The organism is Streptomyces sp. NBC_00433, assembly GCA_036015235.1.
Lineage (GTDB): Bacteria > Actinomycetota > Actinomycetes > Streptomycetales > Streptomycetaceae > Actinacidiphila.
The window spans coordinates 6,026,305-6,049,500 of the sequence record CP107926.1; the positions used below are offsets into that span (position 1 = coordinate 6,026,305).

General features: G+C 72.5%; 17 protein-coding genes. 11 read left to right on the plus strand and 6 right to left on the minus strand.

What is annotated here, in order from left to right; translation table 11 throughout:
- From OG900_25780 to OG900_25790, 3 genes are all read right to left on the minus strand, one after another.
- On the minus strand, positions 1–1,014 hold the full coding sequence (locus tag OG900_25780) for an SMI1/KNR4 family protein (protein WUH93188.1): 1,014 nt from the start codon (positions 1,012–1,014) through the stop codon (positions 1–3).
- Between the two features lie 107 nt (positions 1,015–1,121).
- Positions 1,122–1,802 (minus strand): hypothetical protein, encoded by a 681-nt coding sequence (locus OG900_25785; protein WUH93189.1) that lies wholly within the window; start codon positions 1,800–1,802, stop codon positions 1,122–1,124.
- Positions 1,803–2,037: 235 nt separating this feature from the next.
- Positions 2,038–2,778: a sensor domain-containing protein gene (locus tag OG900_25790; protein ID WUH93190.1), complete on the minus strand. Its 741-nt coding sequence runs from the start codon at positions 2,776–2,778 to the stop codon at positions 2,038–2,040.
- Between the two features lie 437 nt (positions 2,779–3,215).
- On the opposite strand from OG900_25790, the gene OG900_25795 reads away from it, so the two are divergent.
- The 6 genes from OG900_25795 (at position 3,216) to OG900_25820 (ending at position 12,735) form a co-directional block, all read left to right on the plus strand.
- On the plus strand, positions 3,216–3,725 hold the full coding sequence (locus OG900_25795; protein WUH93191.1) for a YwqJ-related putative deaminase: 510 nt from the start codon (positions 3,216–3,218) through the stop codon (positions 3,723–3,725).
- 8 nt (positions 3,726–3,733) lie between these two features.
- A complete protein-coding gene (locus OG900_25800; GenBank protein WUH93192.1) occupies positions 3,734–4,225 on the plus strand; it encodes an SUKH-3 domain-containing protein in 492 nt (163 codons plus the stop codon).
- A gap of 305 nt (positions 4,226–4,530) precedes the next feature.
- Complete coding sequence (locus OG900_25805; protein WUH93193.1) at positions 4,531–5,319, plus strand: ABC transporter ATP-binding protein; 789 nt, start codon at positions 4,531–4,533, stop codon at positions 5,317–5,319.
- Entirely contained in the window at positions 5,316–7,886 is a 2,571-nt protein-coding gene (locus OG900_25810) for an ABC transporter permease (protein ID WUH93194.1), read from the plus strand. Before OG900_25805 ends, OG900_25810 begins: the two co-directional genes overlap by 4 nt.
- Positions 7,887–8,131: 245 nt before the next feature.
- Positions 8,132–11,671, plus strand: coding sequence for a transcription-repair coupling factor (gene mfd, locus OG900_25815; GenBank protein WUH93195.1), 3,540 nt, complete (start codon positions 8,132–8,134; stop codon positions 11,669–11,671).
- A gap of 101 nt (positions 11,672–11,772) precedes the next feature.
- Complete coding sequence (locus OG900_25820; protein WUH93196.1) at positions 11,773–12,735, plus strand: hypothetical protein; 963 nt, start codon at positions 11,773–11,775, stop codon at positions 12,733–12,735.
- A 5-nt stretch (positions 12,736–12,740) separates the two neighbouring features.
- On the opposite strand, the gene OG900_25825 is transcribed toward OG900_25820, so the two are convergent.
- Together OG900_25825 and OG900_25830 are read right to left on the minus strand one after the other, a co-directional pair.
- Positions 12,741–14,345: a DUF2079 domain-containing protein gene (locus tag OG900_25825; protein ID WUH93197.1), complete on the minus strand. Its 1,605-nt coding sequence runs from the start codon at positions 14,343–14,345 to the stop codon at positions 12,741–12,743.
- 203 nt (positions 14,346–14,548) lie between these two features.
- Positions 14,549–15,232 (minus strand): hypothetical protein, encoded by a 684-nt coding sequence (locus OG900_25830; GenBank protein ID WUH93198.1) that lies wholly within the window; start codon positions 15,230–15,232, stop codon positions 14,549–14,551.
- A gap of 199 nt (positions 15,233–15,431) precedes the next feature.
- On the opposite strand from OG900_25830, the gene OG900_25835 reads away from it, so the two are divergent.
- The 3 genes from OG900_25835 to OG900_25845 all read left to right on the plus strand — a co-directional run bounded on the left by OG900_25835 (position 15,432) and on the right by OG900_25845 (position 19,723).
- The gene (locus OG900_25835) at positions 15,432–17,489 is read left to right on the plus strand and encodes an N-6 DNA methylase (GenBank protein WUH93199.1); all 2,058 of its coding nucleotides are present in this window, start codon (positions 15,432–15,434) and stop codon (positions 17,487–17,489) included.
- Positions 17,490–17,582: 93 nt separating this feature from the next.
- A complete protein-coding gene (locus OG900_25840; GenBank protein ID WUH93200.1) occupies positions 17,583–18,188 on the plus strand; it encodes a hypothetical protein in 606 nt (201 codons plus the stop codon).
- On the plus strand, positions 18,185–19,723 hold the full coding sequence (locus tag OG900_25845; GenBank protein WUH93201.1) for a serine/threonine protein kinase: 1,539 nt from the start codon (positions 18,185–18,187) through the stop codon (positions 19,721–19,723). Before OG900_25840 ends, OG900_25845 begins: the two co-directional genes overlap by 4 nt.
- Before the next feature lie 62 nt (positions 19,724–19,785).
- On the opposite strand, the gene OG900_25850 is transcribed toward OG900_25845, so the two are convergent.
- A complete protein-coding gene (locus OG900_25850; GenBank protein WUH93202.1) occupies positions 19,786–21,294 on the minus strand; it encodes a DUF2079 domain-containing protein in 1,509 nt (502 codons plus the stop codon).
- A 304-nt stretch (positions 21,295–21,598) separates the two neighbouring features.
- On the opposite strand from OG900_25850, the gene OG900_25855 reads away from it, so the two are divergent.
- Both OG900_25855 and OG900_25860 read left to right on the plus strand, forming a co-directional pair.
- Positions 21,599–22,342 carry an HNH endonuclease family protein gene (locus OG900_25855; protein WUH93203.1) on the plus strand — a complete coding sequence of 248 codons (744 nt, stop codon included), beginning with the start codon at positions 21,599–21,601 and terminating at the stop codon, positions 22,340–22,342.
- A gap of 175 nt (positions 22,343–22,517) precedes the next feature.
- A complete protein-coding gene (locus tag OG900_25860) occupies positions 22,518–23,171 on the plus strand; it encodes a SurA N-terminal domain-containing protein (protein ID WUH93204.1) in 654 nt (217 codons plus the stop codon).
- Positions 23,172–23,196: the final 25 nt, after the last annotated feature.

Genomic DNA, 23,196 nt, shown 5'->3' on the forward strand with positions numbered 1-23,196 from the left:
TCACCCCTCCACCGCGGCGGCGGTGGCGAAACCACCGTCGACCATCAGGTTCGCGACCGTCTCCAGCTCCGGCGGATTGCCCGCGAGCCGCAGCAGGAAGGCGTCGATCGAATCGCCGCACGGCAGCAGCAGTTCGGCGACCCGGTCCGCCGGGCTGTCCCAGCGGTCGCCGTCGCGCGCGTCGTCGTAGGCGCAGAACCACACCGAGCCCGCGCCCGGACCCTTCACCCGCACCGCGAGCAGCCCGCCCTGGACGTAGCCGATCGCCAGGTAGTCCTTGGTGAGGTGGTCGCGCAGGCACTTGTTGACGTAGACCAGGTCGTTGGCCGCCGCGGTGTCGCGGACGGTGAAGAACGGCTGGTCGATCAGCAGCCCCAACTCCGGGTCGAGCGCCACCCCGCGCGGCGCGCAGCCGCCCGCCGCCTTCAGGAAGGCCCGGTAGGACCCCGGCAGCCGGTAGCCCAACTCCTCCTCGACGTCCCGCACCTGCGCCTCGCTGACCGCCACCGGGTCCTTCGGCAGCGCGAAATGCACCGGCCGGGTCTCCTGGAGCGGGCGGGTGCCGCGCTTGGCGTGGTCGGCGACGGACCCCGCGAGCCCGCCGTGGTGCCGCAGCAGCGCCTTGACCTCGGCCGGGACCAGTTCGAGCCGGCGGCCGCCCGCCACGTGGTGCCAGGTCCAGCCGTGCGGAGTGGCCACCGGGGGCAGGCTGCCCCACAGTTCGTGGCCCGCGGCGTGCAGCGCGGCATTCGCCGAGACGTAGTCGGTCAGCCGCAGTTCGTCGATACCGAAGCCCTCGGGGGGCTCGGCTATCTCGGCCGCGGCGCGGGCGTACGGCGAGAAGTCGGGGTGCCCCTCGTCGTCGATCCACACCCCCTGCGGGTGGCGGCCGGCCCGTAGCGGGTCGGGGAAGTGCACGACCTGCCCGGCGTAGGCCGCGTTCGGCGGCGCGGTCCGACCCCCCGCTCCGGGGCCGGGAGGCGCTGCCCCCAGCCCTTGCCGACCTGTCGTCATGACTGCTGCCCCCTGGTGCGTACGGGTGATGACGACAGCCTAGGGCCTGAGGTCATCAGCTGTCGCAAGTGCGCTGACCGGCGATTGTGCCGGTCCGCGCGGGCCTGTCAGTTGCCCTTGGCCGCGGTGCGGAGTTTGGCGACCTGCTCGACCGGGATCGTGCGGCGCAGGGACGCCGGCTTGTGGTCGGCGCGCACCGTCTCGAAGGCCGCCGTCGTGTCGCCGGCCCTGATCACGGTCACCAGCACCTGGCCCGCGGCGCCCTTGGCGGTGTCGCCGATCGTGTACGAGGCCTGCTGGTCGCCGAGCCCCGCGTCGGCGGCCGCGGGCTTCACCTCGAAGTGCGTGGTCACCCCGCCGCGCGTCACCGCGTAGTCGTGGCAGGCGGCGAGAGCCGCGGTCAGGTCGTCCAGGACCGCCTTCGCGTCGCCCACCTTGTACGAGGCGATGACGGTCAGCGAGATGGCCTTCGCGCCCTTGTCCGGGTCCGTGGTGTCGGTGACCATCGCGCCGGTGTAGACCTGCCGCGGGTGCTTGGGCTGGCTGGTCCACTGGTCGACCACCGGCTGGCAGGCCGGCACGTCGGCCTTCGCCGCGGCGCCGAGCAGCAGGTCCTTGCTGCCGGCCGGCAGCACCTGGACGTGCGGCAGGTCGGAGGAGGTCAGCAGGGCCGACGTCAGCTTGGCGATGGGCACGGCGCCGGAAGCCACCGGCCCCGGCTTGTCGCCGCCACCGCCGCCGCAGCCGGTCGCGAGCGCGAGGGCGGGCAGCAGCGCGGCGGCGGCCACGGCCCGTCTACCGGTCAGTAGGCGATGGTCTGCGCGTATCGGCATCGATGCGATCCCCTGTGTCGTGTCCGTCCCCGGCGTCCCCTGGGCGACGGCGATCCCACGGGCGGCGGCCCGTTGCCGCGCGACTTTACGGCAATCGGGCCGCCACATCCGCTGTGGGGCTGCTCACAGGTCCTGCGGTCTTCCGCCCCTGCTTCCTCGCCTGCTTCGCTGCCTCTTCCTGCCGCCCGTGCTACTTCCTCGCAGCGAGCGCCGCCTTGAGCTTCTCGCTCTGCTTGCGCACCACGTCGATCGGCAGCGGGCCCGCGCCGCCGCTGGACTTGACCGACAGGTACGCGGTCACCGTGTCGCCGGTCTGCACGACGGCCACCAGCGCGGCACCGGTCTTCTTGTCCGCCGCGTCGTTCATCAGATACGACACCGACTCGTCGCCGGTCGGCACCGCCGGGCCCTTGCTGACGGTGAACGGCGTCTTCGTGCCCGTGCTGTCGACGGCGGTGAAGCCCGTGCAGCCGGCGAGCGCGGTCTTGACCGAGTCGATGACCTTCTTCGCGTCGCCCGGCGCGTGGCTGGCCACCAGCATCTGGTTGATCACCTCGGGCGTCGCGCCGGTGGTCGCCGTGGTCTTGGCGAAGGCGGCGCCGATGAAGGCCATCCGGTGGATCTTCGGATTGCTGCTGGTGATGTCGGCCAGCGGCTGGCAGGCCGGCTTGTCCGCGGTCAGCGTGGAGGTGTCGGAGGAGTCGGCGGTCTGCGACGGCTGGATGGTCCAGCCGGGCACGTCGGAGTCCGTGACCAGGGCCTTGCTGAGCTGCTCGGTGGTCAGGGGCGCCTTGCCGCTGAGTATGTTCGACGTGCCGTCGGGGCCCTTCGAGGCGTCCGGTGAGGGGGAGTCGCCGGAGGAGGAGCAGGCGGCGGCGAGGAGCAGCGCGGGGAGCGCGGCGGCGGCCAGACGGAGCCGGGTCTTGTGCATCGAGGTCACATTCCCTGGTTCGGCGGTGTGGGGGGACCCGCGGGAGCGGGCCGACTGCCGATCCTCCCTGCCGCGGTGCCCCGCGTCCATGCCGGGCCCTGACGCTGTGTCCCGCCTGTGCGGCGCCTGCGGACGGCGGGCCCGCCGGCGTACATATGCGCGATATGCGCGAGACGCGGCAATGTACGCAGCCGACGGCGGGCGCCGCTGTGTACGGCGCCCGCGCGTTCATGCGCTTCGGATGTGCCGTTCATGTGTTCGCCGTGTACGCGCTGTGCCTGCTGTGTCGGCGTTCGGTCACCCGACGGTGACATGGCCCACACACAATGGGCGCGGCGCCGCGTTCCGCTTCCCCATCTCGTGGCCCGTTTGGCACTCTGATCAACGTACGGGGGATCGCCCGCCCCGGCGGGCGGACGGAGGGATGCACGTAAAACATGACAACTCAACTGCCGCCGGCAGGGGCCGCCGACCCCAGGCTGAACTGGAGCGCGCCCCGGCACCGCGAGGGACCGCCGCCGCTGCGGCACCGCAGGGACGGCATCCTGCCCGCGGTCGCCGCCGCGCTGTCCATCCGCGACGAGGTGCTCACCTGCACCGGAGCCAAGGGCGACCAGCCGCCCGTCCTGCACCCGATCGTGCAGGAGTTCCTGGACGCGCTGCCCGCCGTCCAGCGGGAGCGCTTCACCGGCCGCTGCGCGGAGCCGGTGCTCATTTCACGCCATCTCGCCGCGGTCGAGGCGCAGCGGGGCAAGCGGGCCTCGCGCCGCCCGCTGACCCAGAGCGAGGCGCGCAAGGCGCTGCGCGGGGCGAAGCTGACGGCCCGCCGGATACGCGAGGACGGCGACCCCGCGCACGGCGCGTACGCCGCCCCGTGCCGCTCCTGCGCACCGCTGCTCGCGCACTTCGGTGTGCGGGCCGTCGACCCGTCGGCAGAGGGGGAATGAACGACCCGATGGCAGTCAGTGTGCGTTTCCCGGTCGGCGTCGACGCCGCGCTGCGGGCCGGCGGCTGGGAGCCCGGCCGGTGGGACATCAAGCAGGCCGAGGAGTGGGCGGGCCTGCTGCGCGACCATGTGTCGCCCGGCGGGCACCGGCACGCCGTCTTCCCGGCGGCCGTCGAGGCGTGGGCCGAATTCGGCGGCCTGGCCTACCCGCCCGCCTCGGGCCCCGGCCGGCAGGTCGCGCCCAGCGCGGTCACCGTCGACCCGCTGGTGGGCCTGCACATGGCGCGTACGTTCGCCGACCTCGGCAGGGCGCTGGAGACCGAGGTCAGCCCGCTCGGCGAGGAGCCCGGCTCCGGCGCCCTGCTGGCCATCGACGCCGAGGGCCGGGTCTACAGCATCGACCACGCGGGTGACTGGTACGCCGGCCCCGACATCGACCTCGCGCTGGCCGCCCTGATCGGCGGCGGCCGCACCGTACGGCTCACCCTCGCGGCCGGCTGAGCCGCTCCCGCACCCGCGCTGAGCCGGGCGGCGACCCCCGCCCCTTACTCCGGTAGGAGCCGGGGCCGTTCGTCCCCTAGGGGGAGGCACCTACTTTCGGCGTCCCCAGGTTCGTACCGGCGGATGACGCTCCCGCCTTATGCGCTCCATACGGTCATAGGGCGGGGTGGGGATACCCCCACCGCAAGACGGAGACCTTCCCCATCGCCCCGCCCGGCCGGCTCCGGCAGGCTGGTGCCACAGCAGCAGCGCGACCCACGACACCACCGACGACACGCAATGACACACACGACACAGGAGACACAGTGACAACGGCAGTGACGATTCCCAAGTCCGGGGGCAACGGAGAACGTTCGGCTGTTGCCGCTGCGGGGCGCTCCGTGACGAAGTCCTACGGCGCGGGCGAGACCAAGGTCGTCGCGCTGGACGCGGTCGACGTCGACATCGCCCGCGGCCGCTTCACCGCGATCATGGGCCCCTCAGGATCCGGCAAGTCCACCCTCATGCACTGCCTCGCCGGACTCGACACGGTCACAGAAGGCCGGATCTGGGTCGGCGACAGCGAGATCACCGGCATGAAGGACAAGAAGCTCACCCAGCTGCGCCGGGACAAGATCGGCTTCATCTTCCAGTCCTTCAACCTGCTCCCGACCCTCAACGCGGCGGAGAACATCACGCTGCCGATGGACATCGCCGGCCGCAAGGTCGACCGCGAGTGGTTCGACCGGGTCGTGGAGACCGTCGGCCTGGCCGGCCGGCTCAAGCACCGCCCGACCCAGCTGTCCGGCGGCCAGCAGCAGCGCGTGGCCGTCGCCCGCGCCCTGGCCGCCCGCCCCGAGATCATCTTCGGCGACGAGCCGACCGGAAACCTCGACTCGCGGGCCGGCGCCGAAGTGCTCGGCTTCCTGCGCCGCTCGGTCGACGAACTCGGCCAGACCATCGTCATGGTCACCCACGACCCGGTCGCCGCCTCCTACGCCGACCGCGTCCTCTACCTGGCCGACGGCCGGATCGTGGACGAGATGGCCAACCCGACCGCCGAGTCGGTCCTGGAGCGCATGAAGTCCTTCGACGGTCGCGGGAGGACCTCATGACCGTCTTCAAGACCTCGGTGCGCAACTTCTTCGCGCACAAGGGAAGAATGGCCCTCTCGGCGATCGCCGTCATGCTCTCGGTGGCCTTCGTCTGCGGCACCCTGGTGTTCACCGACACCATGACCGCCACCTTCGACAAGCTCTTCGGCTCCACCGCCTCCGACGTCACCATCAGCGCCAAGAAGATCGACGACCGGCAGGCCACCGGGATGCCGGACGCCGTCCCCGCCTCGCTCCAGCAGAAGCTGGAGAAGGTGGCGGGCGTCGCGAAGTCCGACCCCGACGTCACCAGCGAGGACGTCACCGTCGCCGACGCGAACGACGACAAGATCAGCCCGTCGTCCGGCGCCCCGACCATCGTCAGCAACTGGGACCCGACCGAGACCAAGGCCGTCGAGGTCTCCTCCGGCCACATCCCGCAGGGCTCCGACCAGGCGGTGCTCGACGCCGACACCGCCAAGAAGCACGACCTGAAGATCGGCGACACGCTGCGGATCATCGCGGCCCCCGGCGACTTCAAGGTCACCATCTCCGGCATCGCGACCTTCAAGACCACCAACCCGGGCGCGGCCGTCGTCTACATCGACACCGCCACCGCCCAGGCCAAGCTGCTCGGCAACACGTCGGAATACACCGGCTTCGGCCTCACCGCCGCCTCCGGCACCACCGACGACCAGCTCAAGCAGAACGTCAAGGCGGCCATCGGCAGCGGCTACACCATCGACACCGCGGCCGAGACCAAGAAGAAGGACCAGGACGACCTCGGCGGCTTCCTGAACTTCATGAAATACGCGATGCTCGGCTTCGCCGGGATCGCCGTCCTGGTCGGCATCTTCCTGATCGTCAACACCTTCTCCATGCTGGTCGCCCAGCGCACCCGGGAGATCGGGCTGATGCGGGCGCTCGGCTCCAGCCGCCGGCAGGTCAACAGGTCGGTGCTGATCGAGGCGGTGCTGCTCGGCATCACCGGCTCGGTGCTCGGCATCGGCGGCGGCATCGGGCTGGCCATCGGGCTGATGAACCTGATGGGCAAGGTCGGGATGAAGCTCGACACCTCCGAGCTGACCATCAAGGCCACCACCCCGGTCGTCGGCCTGGCCATCGGCGTCATCGTCACCGTGGTCTCCGCCTACATCCCGGCCCGCCGGGCGGGCAAGATCTCCCCGATGGCCGCGCTGCGGGACGCCGGGACCCCGGCCGACGGCAGGGCCGGACGCATCCGCGCCGCGATCGGCATCCTGGTCTGCGCGGCCGGCGGGCTGGCCCTGATCGGCGCGGGACAGGCCGACAAGGCCTCCTCCGGGGGCAGCCTGCTGGGCCTGGGCGTGCTGCTCACCCTGGTCGGCTTCGTCATCGTCGGCCCGCTGCTCGCCGGCGTCATCGTCCGGGCGGTGAGCGCGGTGGTGCTGCGCTTCTTCGGCCCGATGGGACGCCTCGCCGAGCGCAACGCGCTGCGCAACCCGCGGCGTACCGGCGCCACCGCCTCCGCGCTGATGATCGGCCTGGCCCTGGTGGCCGGCATGTCGGTGGTCGGCTCGTCCATGGTGGCCTCCGCCAACGACCAGCTCGACAAGTCGGTCGGCGCGGACTTCATCGTCCAGGTCGGCAACAACGGCAACCAGACCCTCACCCCGGCCGCCGAGAAGGCGCTCAGCTCGACCAGGAACATCGAGCACTTCACCCACTACACCATCGTGAACGCCAAGCTCACGCTGCCGAACGGCAGCACCGTCAAGACCGACCTGAGCGCGGCCGACCCGACCTACCCGCAGGACCTGGAGCTCAAGACCGTCCAGGGCAAGCTCACCGACGCCTACGGCAAGGACGCGATGTCCGTGCCCGAGGGCTTCGCCAAGGACCACAAGGTCAAACTCGGCGACGAGCTGACCGTGCTCATGACCGGCGGCAGGCCCGCCCACCTCAAGGTCGCCGCGATCACCAGCGACGACACCAGCATCGAGCACGGGTCGATGTTCACCAACATCGCGACCGCCCGCAGCTACCTGCCCGCGGACAAGATGCCCGGCGACTTCATGATGTTCGCCAAGGCGGTGGACGGCAAGGAGAAGGAGGCTTACGCCTCGCTCAAGGCGTCCGTCAAGGCCTACCCGCAGATCGACGTCCGCGACCAGGCCGACTACAAGGACCTCATCCAGAGCCAGGTCAACCAGCTGCTCTACATGATCTACGCGCTGCTCGGCCTCGCGATCATCGTCGCCATCCTGGGCGTGGTGAACACCCTGGCCCTGTCGGTGGTCGAACGCACCCGGGAGATCGGCCTCATGCGGGCCATCGGCACCTCGCGGCGCCAGCTGCGCCGGATGATCCGACTGGAGTCGGTCGTCATCGCCCTCTTCGGCGCCCTCGTGGGCCTCGGCCTCGGCCTCGGCTGGGGCGCCACCGGCCAGCGGGTCCTGGCCTCCCAGGGCCTGGGCATCCTGCAGATCCCCTGGACGACGATCGTGGTCGTCTTCATCGGCTCCGCGGTGGTCGGCCTCCTCGCCGCCCTCCTCCCGGCCTTCCGGGCGGGCCGCATGAACGTCCTGAACGCCATCGCGACGGACTAGCGCCGCCGCACACCCCCGCACCCCCGTGCCCGCCTGGGCGCGGGGGTGCCTGTGCGTTCCGGCGCGCGCGGTTCCCCCGCGGCCGGCGCAAGGCCGCCGCCTTGCGCCGGTCCGGCGGTGAAGCCGGGCCGGAGGCCGTACGCTGGAGAGACCCCCGGCCCGTGACACGTGTCGGGCGGTTCGCGTTGCCTGCGGAAGCAAAGGGGGCGGCGCCCCCCTACGCACACCCCGGGACGGAACCCTGTATGAGTCTCAACGGTCTGGTCGACGCAGCCCTCGCCGACAGCGCCCTCGCTGAGGCGGTCCAGGCCGCGGTCTCCGGATCGCGGCCGCATGTGGACCTGGTCGGCCCGCCGGCCGCCCGCCCGCTGGCCGTCGCGGCACTCGCCGCCAAGGCGCACCGCACCGTGCTCGCCGTCACCGCCACCGGGCGTGAGACCGAGGACCTGGCCGCGGCACTGCGCTCGATGCTGCCGCCGGACACCGTGGTGGAGTATCCGGCGTGGGAGACGCTGCCGCACGAGCGGCTGTCGCCGCGCAGCGACACCGTCGGCCGCCGGCTCGCGGTGCTGCGCCGCCTCGCGCACCCGCGGGCCGACGACCCGTCGGCCGGCCCCGTGCAGGTCGTGGTCGCCCCGATCCGCTCGGTGCTGCAGCCGCAGGTCAAGGGCCTCGGCGACCTGGAGCCGGTCGCGCTGAGCAGCGGCGGCAGCGCCGACCTGGGCGCGGTCGTCGACGGCCTGGCGGCAGCCGCGTACGCCCGCGTGGAGCTGGTCGAGAAGCGCGGCGAGTTCGCGGTGCGCGGCGGCATCCTGGACGTCTTCCCGCCGACCGAGGAGCACCCGCTGCGGGTCGAGTTCTGGGGCGACGAGGTCGAGGAGATCCGCTACTTCAAGGTCGCCGACCAGCGGTCGCTGGAGGTCGCGGAACACGGGCTGTGGGCGCCGCCCTGCCGCGAGCTGCTGCTCACCGACGACGTCAGGGCGCGGGCCGCCGAGCTGGCCGTCCAGCACCCCGAGCTGCGCGAACTGCTGGACAAGATCGCCGAGGGCATCGCGGTCGAGGGCATGGAGTCGCTGGCCCCGGTGCTGGTGGACTCCATGGAGCTGCTGCTCGACGTGCTGCCCGCCGGGTCGATGACCGTGGTGTGCGACCCGGAGCGGGTGCGGACCCGGGCCGCCGACCTGGTGGCGACCTCGCAGGAATTCCTCGAGGCGTCCTGGGCGGCCTCGGCCGGCGGCGGCGAGGCGCCGATCGACCTCGGCGCCGCGTCGCTGTGGCCGATCGCCGATGTCCGCGAGCGGGCCCGCGAGCTGGGCGTGCCGTGGTGGTCGGTGAGCCCCTTCGCCGCCGACGAGGCCGGCGACCTGGACGGCGACACCCTCAAGCTGGGCATGCGCGCCCCCGAGCTCTACCGCGGCGACACCGCACGGGCGCTTGCCGACACCAAGGGCTGGATCGCCGACGGCTGGCGGACGGTCTACGTCACCGAGGGCCACGGCCCGGCCGCCCGGGTCGCCGAGGTGCTGGCGGGCGAGGGCATCGCGGCCAGGCTCGACATCGAGCTGACCGAGCTGGCGGCCTCCGTGGTGCAGGTCGCGACCGGTTCGATCGAGCACGGCTTCATCGACCCGGGGCTGCGGCTCGCGGTGCTGACCGAGACCGACCTGTCGGGGCAGCGGTCCTCCACCAAGGACATGGGCCGGATGCCGTCCCGGCGCCGCAAGACCATCGACCCGCTCACCCTGGTCGGCGGCGACTACATCGTGCACGAGCAGCACGGCGTCGGCCGCTACGTGGAGATGGTGCAGCGCACCGTCCAGGGCGCCACGCGCGAATACCTGGTCGTCGAATACGCCCCCGCCAAGCGCGGCCAGCCGGGCGACCGGCTGTTCGTGCCCACCGAGCAGCTGGAGCAGATCACCAAATACGTCGGCGGCGAGGCCCCGACGCTGCACCGGCTGGGCGGCGCCGACTGGACGAAGACCAAGGCGCGGGCGAAGAAGGCGGTCAAGGAGATCGCCGCCGACCTGATCAGGCTGTACTCCGCCCGGATGGCCGCGCCAGGCCACACCTTCGGGCCCGACACGCCCTGGCAGCGCGAGCTGGAGGACGCCTTCCCCTACGCGGAGACCCCCGACCAGCTCACCACCATCGCCGAGGTCAAGGAGGACATGGAGAAGTCCGTGCCCATGGACCGGCTGATCTGCGGCGACGTCGGCTACGGCAAGACCGAGATCGCGGTGCGGGCGGCCTTCAAGGCGGTGCAGGACGGCAAGCAGGTGGCCGTGCTGGTGCCCACGACGCTGCTGGTGCAGCAGCACTTCGGCACCTTCTCTGAGCGCTACGCGCAGTTCCCGGTCAACGTGCGGGCGCTGTCCCGCTTCCAGAGCGACTCCGAGGCCAAGGCGGTGCTCGAAGGGCTGCTCGACGGCTCTGTGGACATCGTCATCGGCACCCACCGGCTCTTCTCCGCCGAGACCCGCTTCAAGGACCTCGGCCTGGTCGTCGTGGACGAGGAGCAGCGCTTCGGCGTCGAGCACAAGGAGCAGCTCAAGAAGCTGCGCGCCAACGTCGACGTGCTGACCATGTCCGCCACCCCCATCCCGCGCACCCTGGAGATGGCGGTCACCGGCATCCGGGAGATGTCGACCATCACCACCCCGCCGGAGGAGCGGCACCCCGTGCTGACCTTCGTCGGACCGTACGAGGAGAAGCAGATCGGCGCCGCCATCCGGCGTGAACTGCTGCGCGAGGGCCAGGTCTTCTACATCCACAACCGGGTCGAGTCCATCGACCGGGCCGCCGCCCGGCTGCGCGAGATCGTGCCGGAGGCGCGGATCGCCACCGCCCACGGGCAGATGGGGGAGACCGCCCTGGAGTCGGTCGTGGTCGACTTCTGGGAGAAGCGCTTCGACGTGCTGGTCTCGACCACGATCGTGGAGTCCGGGATCGACATCCCCAACGCCAACACCCTGATCGTGGAACGCGGCGACACCTTCGGCCTGTCCCAGCTGCACCAGCTGCGAGGCCGGGTGGGCCGCTCCCGCGAACGCGGCTACGCCTACTTCCTCTACCCGCCCGAGAAGCCGCTCACCGAGACCGCGCACGAGCGGCTCGCCACCATCGCCCAGCACACCGAGATGGGCGCCGGCATGTACGTCGCCATGAAGGACCTGGAGATCCGCGGCGCGGGCAACCTCCTCGGCGGCGAGCAGTCCGGCCACATCGCGGGCGTCGGCTTCGACCTCTACGTGCGCATGGTGGGCGAGGCCGTCGCCGACTACCGCTCGGCCCTGGAGTCGGGCGGCGAGCCGGAGGAGACGCTGCTCGAGGTCAAGATCGAGCTGCCGGTCGACGCCCACGTCCCGCACGACTACGCCCCCGGCGAGCGGCTGCGCCTGCAGGCCTACCGCGCCATCGCCGCCGCCAACTCCGCTGAGGACGTCACCGCCGTCCGCGAGGAGCTGGTCGACCGTTACGGCCCGCTGCCCGAGCCGGTGGAGAACCTGCTGCTGGTGGCCGGCCTGCGGATGCTGGCCCGCAAGGTCGGCGTCACCGACATCACCCTCCAGGGCGCCAACGTCCGCTTCGGCCCGGTCGAGCTGCGCGAGTCGCAGGAGCTGCGGCTGTCCAGGCTCCACCCGCGTGCCGTACTCAAGCCCGCCACCCACCAGGTCCTGGTGCCCCGCCCGGCCACCGCCCGCATCGGCGGCAAGCCGGTGGTGGGCCGGGAACTGCTCGAGTGGACCGCGGACTTCCTGACCACCGTCCTCGGCACGTAACCCCCGCACATCCCTCTCCTCCCTTCCCTGCCCCGTCCCTGCCCTCTCGGACCTCGCCCCCGGCCGGCGACCGCCGCCCCGCCCGCGGTTACAGTGCGGGCGTGACGATCACCGGTGCGGGGACGAACGTACGGCCGCTGGCTCCCGGGCAGCGCGCCCGGCTGCTGGTCGGCGACATCGACGGCGGTGAGCCGCGCTTGGTGCACGAGACCGCGGACAGCGCCCTGGAAGCGCCGAACTGGTCTCCCGACGGCCGCTGGCTGGTCGTCAACCAGGACGGCCTGCTGCTGCGGATCCCCGCCGACGCCGCCCCCGGCGACGGTGTGCTGCCCGAGGTCATCGACACCGGCGGCATCACCGACGCCAACAACGACCATGTGCTCTCGCCGGACGGCGCCACCATCTACCTGTCGGCCGGCGACGGGCACATCCACGCGGTGCCCTTCACCGGCGGCCCGGCCCGCCGGGTCACCAACGACCGCGGCCCCGGCCCCTTCCGGCACTTCCTGCACGGCGTCTCACCGGACGGGCTGACCCTCTCCTACGTCGGCGTCGAGCCCTACGGCGGCGACGAATGGGGCTACCGCAACATCTTCACCCTCCCCTCTACAGGCGGCCCCGACACCCGGCTGACCGACACCCCGGCCCCCGCCGACGGCCCGGAATTCACCCCTGACGGCGACTGGATCCTCTTCAACTCCGAGCACGGCGCCGCCACCCCGGGCCACGCCCAGCTCTTCCGTATGCGCCCCGACGGCTCCGACCTGACCCGCCTGACGTCCGACGAACGCGTCAACTGGTTCCCCCATCCCTCCCCCGACGGACGGCACATCCTCTTCATCAGCTTCCCGCCGGGCACCGAGGGCCACCCCGCCGACCGCGACGTCGTCCTGCGTCTGCTGGGCCCCGACGGCGGCACCCCCCGCGACCTGCTCGCCTTCTTCGGCGGCCAGGGCAGCCTCAACGTCAACAGCTGGTCCCCCGACAGCCGCCACTTCGCCTACGTCGACTACCCGGTCGACCTCCCGCTCGACGGCGGTCCGGCCGGCACCCGGCCTGCCTAGTCCGCCTAGTTCCGGCGCAGGATCACGTAGCCGTCCTGGTTGGCTATCTCCGTGTAGGTCGCGCCGGGGTGCAGCGACGTGCCGTAGGTCATCGGGTCCGTCACCCACCCGCTGGAGTTGTCCAGCGCGATGTACTGCGGCACCACCCCGTTCGTGCCGCCGACCCAGTAGACGGTGGTGCGGTGCACCAGCCGGCTGAGCGGCCCGACGTTGGCCTCCACGGTGGCGCCGTCGGGTATCAGGTCGAGGACCTTCTCCACCGACTTGGTGCGCGCGTCGACCTTGTAGGTGTCGGTATGGCCCAGCGACGCCAGTGGCAGCGACAAGGTCAGCGCCATCGCGGCGCCGACCGCCGCGGCAGGCACCCCCGACGCGTACGACCGCAGCCACGGCCGCGGGCTCTGCCGGGACCGGTCCGCCGCGTCCACCAGGGCCAGGAAGATCACCGGCATCAGCACCGCGCTGTAGTGCCAGGCTGTGCCCCAGTTCTCCGGGTAGTGCGACAGGAAGCGCCACCCGATGGTCGGCAGCGCCGCCACGATCAGCGGTGACCGCAGCGCCAGCAGCCCGCTGGTCGGCAGCAGTATCCACAGCAGGGTCCGCAGCGCGGTGCCGGACGGGATGCGCCCGGTCATCGTGCCGTCGCCGTTGATGTGGTTGAACGCGTCGTAGCCGGGGCCGTGGAAGGCGGGGATCAGTACCCCGATGGCCAGCGCGGACGCCGCCACTCCGAAGCCCATCAGCCCGATCGCCCATGGCCCGTAACGCTCTGCGTCGCTCAGCGGCGCCTCCACCTGGTCACCTCCTTCCGGTGTGCTGCCCTGCTCGGTCCCGTCCGGTCCGACCCCGTCGCCCGCGGGTCGGCCGCCTGCGCTCTGCTCATCCGGCGCGGCCGCCTGCGCCGGGACGGACGCGTCCGGCTCCGCCGACTCCCTGGTGCGCCACCAGACGATCGCGCCGATCGTCGCGGCCGTGACGCCCATGTCCTCCTTGACCAGCACCAGCGGCAGCGCCCACCACATTGCCGCCGCCCAGCGCTTGCGGATCACCGCCTCCAGCGAGAAAGCCAGCAGCGGCATGGCGAAGGCGATCTCGTGGAAGTCGAAGTCGACGGCCCGCTGCACCCCCCACGACAACCCGTACGCCGCGCCCACCGCCAGCCCGCGCCCCCGCCCCAGCAGCAGCGCGGCGCCCCGGGTGACCGGGACCACCGACAGCGCGAAGAGCAGCGCCTGGGCGACCAGCAGCGTCGCCGGGGTCGGGAAGACCCGGTAGAAGGGCGCTATCAGCGCGGTGACCGGGCTGAAGTGGTCGCCGAGCGCGTTGAAGCCGGGGCCTTTCAGCTGAGTGGTCGGCGCGTGCAGGTGCGCGTAGCCCTTCACGGCCTCCTCGAAGATGCCCAGGTCCCAGGACATCGTCAGCATCCGGCGATACCGGACCAGCGACAGCAGAACGTACGCGACGAAGAAGACGGCACCCAGCAGATACGGGTCGAGCCGCGCCCCCGCGATCCGCAGTCGCAGCCCCGCGAGGCCGGTGGAGCCCGGCGAGGCGACACGCGGCGCGGCCTCGCCGCTCTTGTCCGGTATGACGGCCTCGGCCCTGTCCATCGTCGTCCTCCAGAGGAAGCGGGGTCGGGTCTGCGGGAAAAGATACGGGACGACGCTGTCCGCGCGGGACCCGTGGGACGGACGAGCCTGCCCGCCCCGAAACGGGCCCCCTCCCCGGCGCGGCCTCCGCCCCCGCCCACTCCGCCTCGCCCGCCCTGGTGGCTCCGGGGGCGGCGAAGTGGCGGCGGGGCGCGGCCGCAGGCTCAGCCGGTCTTCGTCCAGGTGCCGCAGTCGGCCGTCTTGAAGAAGGCGTCCTTGGCGGTGATGGTGACCACGGCCTGGCCCGTGACGTTGTCGTTCGCCGTGATCGAGTCCACGTCGTGCAGCGCGTCCTTGGTGCGCTCCCAGTAGCAGGTCTCGCCGCCCTTGGACTTGTAGGTGCCGGCGGCTATGTCCGTGCCCACCTTGTACATGCCGTCGCCCATCGACGTCTTGGGCGCGCTCGGCTTGTCCACCCCGGCCGGATACCAGTCCTTGCAGTCCGTCGAGGTGAAGACCTTGTCGGTCGGCTTGATCGTCACGTAGCTGCTGCCGGCGACCGTGTCGTTGGCCAGGATCGAGTCGGTGTCGTTCTTGGCGTCCTTGGCCCGCTCCCAGTAGCACATGCCGTCGTCGTCTCCGCTCGTCCGGTAGGTGCCGGGCTTGATGTCGGCGCCCACCTGGAAGGTGCCGTCGCCCTTGAAGGCCGGCTTGGCCGCGGGCTTGCCCTCCTTCTTCTTTGCGGGCGCGGACGCGGGGGCGGACGAGGCGGCGGCGGTCGCTTTGCCGCTGGTCGAGTCGGCCGAGGAGGCCGAGTCGTCCGCGGGACCGCAGGCCGCCGCGCCGATCGCGAGGACGGCGACGACGGTGCCCGCGGCGGCGAGGCGGACGAGAGAGATCGTGGACATGGGAATTCCCCCCTGTGCTCGGCGGGCCCGGTGGCCCTGTGAACCGTTGTCACCATGACAGCATTTCTCTGTGAACCGAGTCAACAGCAAAACTCGAATGAGTGATGTTCACGTCGTGAAGGGGTCCGCCCACGGTCGCTGGGTATGCTCGCCAACACGAACACAGAGATCGCGGACGAACCGGGGGAAGGAGAGGACCGTGCCCGAGCACGCGAGTGAGGTGACAGCGGCGGGAATCGCCAGGCTGGCCGGTGTCGGAAGGGCCGCCGTCAGCAACTGGCGCCGACGCCACGACGACTTCCCCAGGCCCGTCGGCGGGTCCGACACCAGTCCCACCTACGAGCTGTCCGCCGTCGAGCGCTGGCTCCGCGAGCAGGGCAAGCTCCCCTCGGTGCCGCTGCACGAGCGCCTCTGGCAGCGGGCCGACAGCCATCCCGACGGGGTGCCCGCCGCCCTGCGCATCGCGGGATCCCTGTTGATGATCATCCAGGGCGACCCCGCCATCTCCGTCAGCTACACCGCCGCGACAGACGACGAGCTCGCCGCCCGGCTGCCGGCCGAGATGGAGTCGGCCCTGGCCGCGCGATTCGGCCCCGAGCACCCCGTGCGGCTGCCCGACAGCCTCGACGACGCCGTGCCGCTGCTGCGCACGACCGCGAGGTTCGCCGAGGACACCGGCCCGGCGCAGACCTACGAGTTCCTGTTCGGCCGCTATCTGGACGCCAACCCGAGACAGTTCACCCTCACGCCGCAGGGCCCCGCCGAGCTGATGGCCGCGCTCGCCGGCGAAGGCCCCGGCCAGGTGCTCGACCCCGCCTGCGGCAGCGGGGCCCTGCTGCGCGCCTCGTCTCCCACCGAGTCCGTGCACGCGCAGGAGATCGACCCCGAGCTCGCCTCGCTCACCGCGCTGCGGCTCGCGATGTCCACCGACCCGGCCGTCGGCGTCCGGGTCAGATCGGGAGACAGCCTGCGGGACGACGCCTACCGCGAGCTGGCCGTCGACACCGTGCTCTGCCACCCGCCGTTCAACGACCGCAACTGGGGGCACGACGAGCTGGGTTACGACCCGCGCTGGGAGTACGGCTTCCCGGCGCGCACCGAATCGGAGCTGGCCTGGCTGCAGCACTCGCTGGCCCACGTGCGTGACGGCGGCACCGTCGTGATGCTCATGCCGCCCGCCGCCGCGTCCCGCCGTTCCGGCCGCCGGGTCCGTGCCGACCTGCTGCGCCGCGGTGCGCTGCGCGCGGTCGTGGCGCTGCCCGCCGGAGCCGCGCCGCCACACGGACTGCCGCTCCACCTGTGGGTGCTGCGCAAACCGGAGCCCGAACGGCGGCCCGCCGGGGAGCTGCTGGTGTTCGACGCGGCCGGAATACCGGGACACGGTGCGGAGAAGGCGCCCTGGTACGCCGTCAGTGCCGCGGTCCTCGACGCCTGGACGGCCTTCGACCGGTACGGATCGGTGCCCGACCGCCCCGGGGTCAACCGCACGCTCCCCGTCATCGAACTGCTCGACGACGACGTGGACGTGACGCCCGCACGGCATCTGCCGCCGCCCACCGCGGAAGGCGGCGCGGCCGCGCTGGAATCCGTGCGGGACCGGCTGGCGATGACCCTGCGGCGCACCGCGGAAATAGCCCCCGCCCCTCCGGCGGCCGGTGAGCCCGCCCGCTGGCCGACCACCACCGTCGGCGAACTGGCCCGGGCCGGCGCCCTGCTGATGCGGGCAGGCGGCGGAGGCACCGCCCGCGCGGACGGCTCGGCTGCCGCCCATGCCGTGCTGACCGAGCACGACGTGGTCGTCGGCAGCGGTCCGACGGGCCTGCTCCCGCCGGGCCGGCCGGACGGCTCCGCCGAGGAGCCGGCGCTCGTCGAGGAGGGCGACGTGGTGGTGCCGGTCCTCGGCGGCGGCGCGGTGGCCCGGGTGGTGGACGGTGCCTCGGCCGGCGCCGCCCTGGGACGCAACGTGTATCTGCTCCGCCCGGACGCCACCGCCCTCGACCCGTGGTTCCTGGCCGGATTCCTGCGCGGCACCGCCAACAACCGCCAGGCCAGCAGCTTCGCTTCGACGTCCACCCGGCTCGACGTGCGCCGCCTCCAGGTGCCGCGGCTGCCGCTGGCCGACCAGCGGCGGTACGGCGAGCGCTTCCGCACCCTGGCGGCCTTCGAGGAGACGCTGCGCCAGGCGACCCAGCTCGGCGACCAGCTCGTCCAGGGCCTCTACGACGGGCTGACCGATGGGACGGTGCGGCCCGGATAGTTGTCCACAGGCCGTCGACGAAGCGGCGCCGCCTGTCTGTTGTGGCCGATACGCTCTCGACTAGTCATCCGCTTCGACGACCAGGAGCACCAGATGTACGGCCCCGGCATCGCCCCGCCGCAGCCCCGCCCCTCCAGTCAGGCGGCGGCGATCTGGCTGCGCGTGCTCTTCACCGCGCTGCCGGTGCTGTCGATCGGCTTCCTCGCCTGGGGCTCGCTGCTGCGGCTGGCGATCGTGCGGCGGAACCCGCTGGACTGGGCGCTGATGGTGTTCGACATCGTCGCGATCATCGTCGGCTATCTCCTGGTCGGGCTGGCCGACGACAACACCGACAGCTGGCAGTCCAACGCGGGCACGCTCACCGTGCTGGTGTGCATGTTCGGCACCCCCGCCTATTTCCTCGTCATGGACATCAGGCGCGGGCACACCCGGCCGGCCGGCTACGCGGTGCCCACCGGCTATCCGCCGAATCCGTACGCGACCGGGTACGGCCCGATGCCCGGGCCGGTGCACACGGGTCCGGTGCACGGCGGCATAGCCCAGTCCACGCCGATGCCGAACCAGACCCCGAGGCCGAGCCAGACGCCCATGCCCTCGCAGACCCCAGCGCCCGCGCAGCCGCCGGCGCCGCGGATCGACCAGGTGCGGGCCGAGCTGGACGAGTTGAGTGACTACCTGCGCAAGGAGGAAGGCCGGTGATCGGTCGGCTCATCGCCGGCCGGTACGAACTGGCCACCGTCATCGGCCAGGGCGGTATGGGCCAGGTGTGGACCGCCTACGACCGGCGGCTGGATCGTCGGGTCGCGGTGAAGCTGCTGCGGCCCGACAAGGTCGCCGGCGGCGCGGACGCCGACGAGCTGCGCCGCCGGTTCGACCGGGAGTGCCGGGTCACCGCCCAGGTCGACCACCCGGGTCTGGTGACGGTCCATGACGCGGGGGCGGACGGCGACGAGCTGTATCTGGTGATGCAGTACGTGGAGGGCGCCGACCTCGGCGACCATCTCGCCGAGCACGAGCCGTACCCGTGGCCGTGGGCCGTGGCGGTGGCCGCGCAGCTGTGTGCCGTGCTGTCGGCGGTCCACGCGGTGCCGATAGTCCACCGCGACCTCAAGCCGCGCAATGTGATGATCCGGCCGGACGGCACGCTCACCGTGCTCGACCTGGGAGTGGCGTCGGTGATGGACACCGACACGACCCGGCTGACGCACACCGGTTCGCCGATCGGCAGCCCGGCCTACATGGCGCCTGAGCAGGCGATGGGCGGCGCGGTCGGGCCGCGCACCGACCTGTACGCGCTCGGGGTGCTGCTGCACGAACTGCTCAGCGGCAATGTCCCGTTCGCGGGCACCACGGCGCTCGGGGTGCTGCACCGGCACCTGTACGAGGCGCCCGTGCCGCTGCGCCAGCTGCGTCCCGAAGTGCCCGAGCCGCTGGAGTCGCTGGTGCTGCGGCTGCTCGCCAAGGACCCGCAGCACCGGCCCGCCGGCGCCCAGGACGTCTACCGCGAACTGGCCGCGCTGCTGCCGCCGCCGGGTTCCGCGCACCGGCCGCCGGGCCCGCTCGACCCGACGCGGCCCTTCCTGCGGCCCCAGGCGCCCTGGCCCGACCAGGTCGCGGCACCGGCCCCCGCCGTGCCCGCACCGCCGCCCCCGCGGCCGGCACACGCGCCGAAGGGCGCCGACCTGGCGATGGCCGTCGACGAGGTCAAGCGGCTGCTCGACGCGGGCCGGATCACCCAGGCCGTCGACCTGCTCGGCGGCATCATCCCGGCCGCCGCGGACAAGCACGGCGAGCACTCACCGGTCCTGCGCGCCCTGCGCAAGCAGTATGCGGCGACGCTGATGGAGGACGGGCAATATCGCCGGGCGCTGCCCGAACTGCGGCGGCTGTCGGACGAATTCGCCTCGCAGTACGGCGGCGCCGACCGCCAGGCGCTGCAGTTCCGCTACGAGGCTGCGCAGTGCCTGGAGCACCTCGGCGACCCCAGGGCCGCGCTGGCCGAATACCGGGTGCTGCTCCCGTACTTCGAGCGGTACGCCGCCACCAGCCCCGGCACGCCGCTGGACATCCGCCGCAGGACCGCCCACCTGCTGCTGTCCGTCGGCGACCGGGCCGCCGCCCGCGACGTCCTCACCCGGCTCCTCTACGACGCGGGCCGCGTGCACGGCCCGCACCACCCCTTCCCCGCCGAGATCCGCAGGACGCTGGCCTGGCTCGGCCAGGTCCAGGGCTAGGTCCGGTCCGGTCCAAGGCGTGGGTCCGGTCCGAGGGGGGCGGGGCGCGGGCAGAGCGCCGGTCACTCGCGGCGCAGCACCACATAGCCGCCGGCGTCGGCGACGAGCGAGTAGCGGGCCCGCGGATGCAGTTGGAGGGCGTAGCCGACCGGGTCCTGCAGCCAGCCCGAGCGGTTCTCGAAGGCCAGGTAGTCCGGTGCCAGGCTGCCGGTCTGGCCGACCCAGTAGACGGTGGTGCGCCGCACCAGGCGGCTGAGCGGGCCGACGTTCGCCTCCACGGTGGCCCCGTTCGGGATCTCGGCGAGCGCCCGCTTGGCCGCCCTGGTGGGGCCGTCGACCTGGTAGGCGGCCCGGTGGGTCAGTCCGGCCACCGGCAGTTGGGCGCTCAGGGCGAGCGCGGCGCCCAGCATCACCGCGGGCAGCGCGCGGACGGACGAGCGTAGCCACGGCGGCGTCCAGCGGCCGGGCCCGGCGGCGCCGATCGCTGCGGCGCGGTCCACCGCGGCGAGGAAGACCACCGGCATGAGCACGGCGTTGTAGTGCCATGCGGTGCCCCAGTTCTCCGGGTAGTACGACAGGAAGCGCCACCCGAGTGTCGGCAGCACGACCAGCAGCAGCGGTGAGCGCAGGGCGAGCAGTCCGCCGGCCGGCAGCAGGATCCACAGCAATGTGCGCAGCGCGGTGATGGGCGGGACGTGGGAGGTGAGCGTGCCGTCGCCGTTGATGTGGGTCAGCGCGTCGTAGCCGGCGCCGTGGAAGGCCGGGATGAGCCAGCTGACCTCCCACGCCGAGGCGACGGCCCCGAAGGCGGCGAGGCTCAGCGCCCAGGTGCGCACGGCGCCACCGCCCTTCGGGCCGCGCATCGTCTCGCGGCCGGCCCGCAGCCACACCACCGCGCCGATCATCGCGACCGCTGCGCCCATGTCCTCCTTGACCAGCACCAGCGGCACCGCCCAGCCCATGGCGGTGCGCCAGCGCCGCCGCAGCACGGCCGCCAGGGAGAAGGCGAGCAGCGGTACGGCGAAGGCGATCTCGTGGAAGTCGAAGTCGACCGCCCGCTGCACACCCCAGGACAGCCCGTACGCGGCCCCCAGCGCCAACCCGCGCCCGCGGCCCAGCAGGCGGCCCGCGGTGCGCGTGACGGGCACGACGGAGAGCGCGAAGAGCAGCGCCTGCGCCACCAGCAGGGTCACCGGGGTCGGGAAGAGCCGGTAGAGGGGCGCGATCAGTGCGGTGATCGGGCTGAAGTGGTCGCCGAGTTCGTTGAAGCCCGGCCCCTTGAGATCGGCGACGGGGGCGTGCAGACGGGCGTAGCCGCGTACGGCCTGCTCGAAGATGCCCAGGTCCCAGGACATCGTCTCCATGCGGCGGTAGCGCGACAGGGACAGTGCCGAGTAGAGGGCGAGGAAGCCCGTGGCGAGCAGCCACGGGTCGAGACGGGCCGGCAGCCGCAGCGGGCGTGCCGCCGCGACCGGCGCGGTCCGGCGCACAGGCGCGGGCGCGGCAATGTCCCGCGCCCCGGACTCCTGGGCCGGCAGTACGGCCTCCGCACTGTCCCTGTCGCCGTCCATGTGCGGCTCCTCCTTCGCGTCGGCCGCCCCGCCGCACTCCACGGCTTGACCGTTTCGCCCCGATTAGGGGTGTTGCCAGCTTGGCGATGACGACGGCCGGTGCCGGCCGCGGCACGCCGACAGCGGTCCGCTCGTCGCAGCCCGCGGCACGAGTGGCACCGCGGGAGCCGTACTCTCCGCCGATGGGGGAAGGCAGTTGACGAACTGTTCTTCCGCTCTTCGGACCGGCCCGCCGCCCCGGCGGGCCGGTCCGCCGACACCCGACCCGGCCCCGGGGCTCCCGGACGATCTTTGAGAGGCGCAGATGGCGCAGACGGCGTACAAGAACACCGGGACCGCCCGCACCCTGGTCTGCACGGCGGCCCTCGCGCTCGCCCTGGGCGGCACCCTGGCGGGCTGCAAGGACCCGACGGTCGGCGCGGGCACCAGCAGCGCCAACCCGCCCGGCGCGGGCGCCCCGAGCGGCCACGGCGGCGGCAAGGGCAGCGCACTGGCAGCGGTCGGCGGGCTGACGGTCAAGGGCCGGGCGCCCAAGACCGGTTATTCGCGGGACCGGTTCGGCCCGGCATGGGCCGACACCGACCACAACCACTGCGACACACGCGACGACATACTCAAACGCGATCTGCGCCAGACGTCGTTCCGCGACGGGGCCAAGAAGTGCATCGTGACCGGGGGCACCCTGGCCGACCCCTACACCGGCAAGCGGATCACCTACACCCGTGGTGCGAGCAAGGTCGACATCGACCACGCCGTCGCCCTGTCCGACGCCTGGCAGAAAGGCGCCGCGCAGTGGACGGACGACAAGCGGCGGGATTTCGCCAACGACCCGCTCAACCTGCTGGCGGTCGACTCGTCCACCAACCGCCGCAAGAGCGACGGCGACACCGCGACCTGGCTGCCGCCGAACACCGCATACCGCTGCGCCTATGTGGCCCGGCAGGTGGCGGTGAAGAAGAAGTACGGCGTATGGGTGACCTCCGCGGAGCGCGACGCCATGCGCAAGGTCCTCAACGGCTGCCCCGACGAGCCGCTGCCGACCGGCTGATCCGCTGCCCCGGCGCCTCCCCGGCCCGGCCGCCGGCGGCTCCGGCGGGGCTTCCCGCGGCAGCTGTGGGGATCCTGTTGGGCGTAGTGCTGGATATCGGCGGCCAAGGATCAATATCCTCGTGCTCGATCATCACATCAGCATCGCGAGGCTTGTTCCCTGCCGGGAGGCACCCATGGTCCGCCGCCGCACCGCCGTCTCGATCGCCGCAGCCGCGCTGCTGCTGGCATCGCCCGCCCTCACCGCGTGCGGGTCGGGGCCGGCGCAGCCAGGTGCCGCGGCGGTGGTCGGCGACCAGCGGATCACCGTGTCCACGCTGGAGAGCAAGGTCAACCAGGTGCGGGCGGCGCAGGCCGCCTCCCCGCAGGCGGACCAGCTGATCTCGGCGGGCGGCAAGCTGTCCTCCCAGACGCTGAGCATGCTGGTGCAGAACACCGTCATCGAGCGGGCCGCCTCCGACGCCGGGGTGACGGTCAGCGACGACGAGGTGCAGCAGCAGCACGCGGCCGCGCTGCAGCAGTTCGGCGGGAACGAGCAGGCGCTGGACGCGGCGCTCCTCCAGCAGTACGACATCGTGCCGTCCGGCGCCGACAGCTTCTTCCGTACGAACGCGCTGGTCGGCAAGCTGATCGTGAGCCTGGGCTTCCAGCCGGGCAGTGACGGCGGGCAGACGGCGGTCGTCGACGCCATCGCCAAGACCGCGGACCACCTGGGTGTGAAGATCAACCCGCGCTACGGCGCCTGGGACTCGAAGAAGGCCATCATCGGCGACGCCACCGACCCGTGGGTGGTCACCAGGACGCCGAGCGAGGCGGCGCCGGCGGCGTGACGCCGTTGTCCGACCGTCGCGGTAC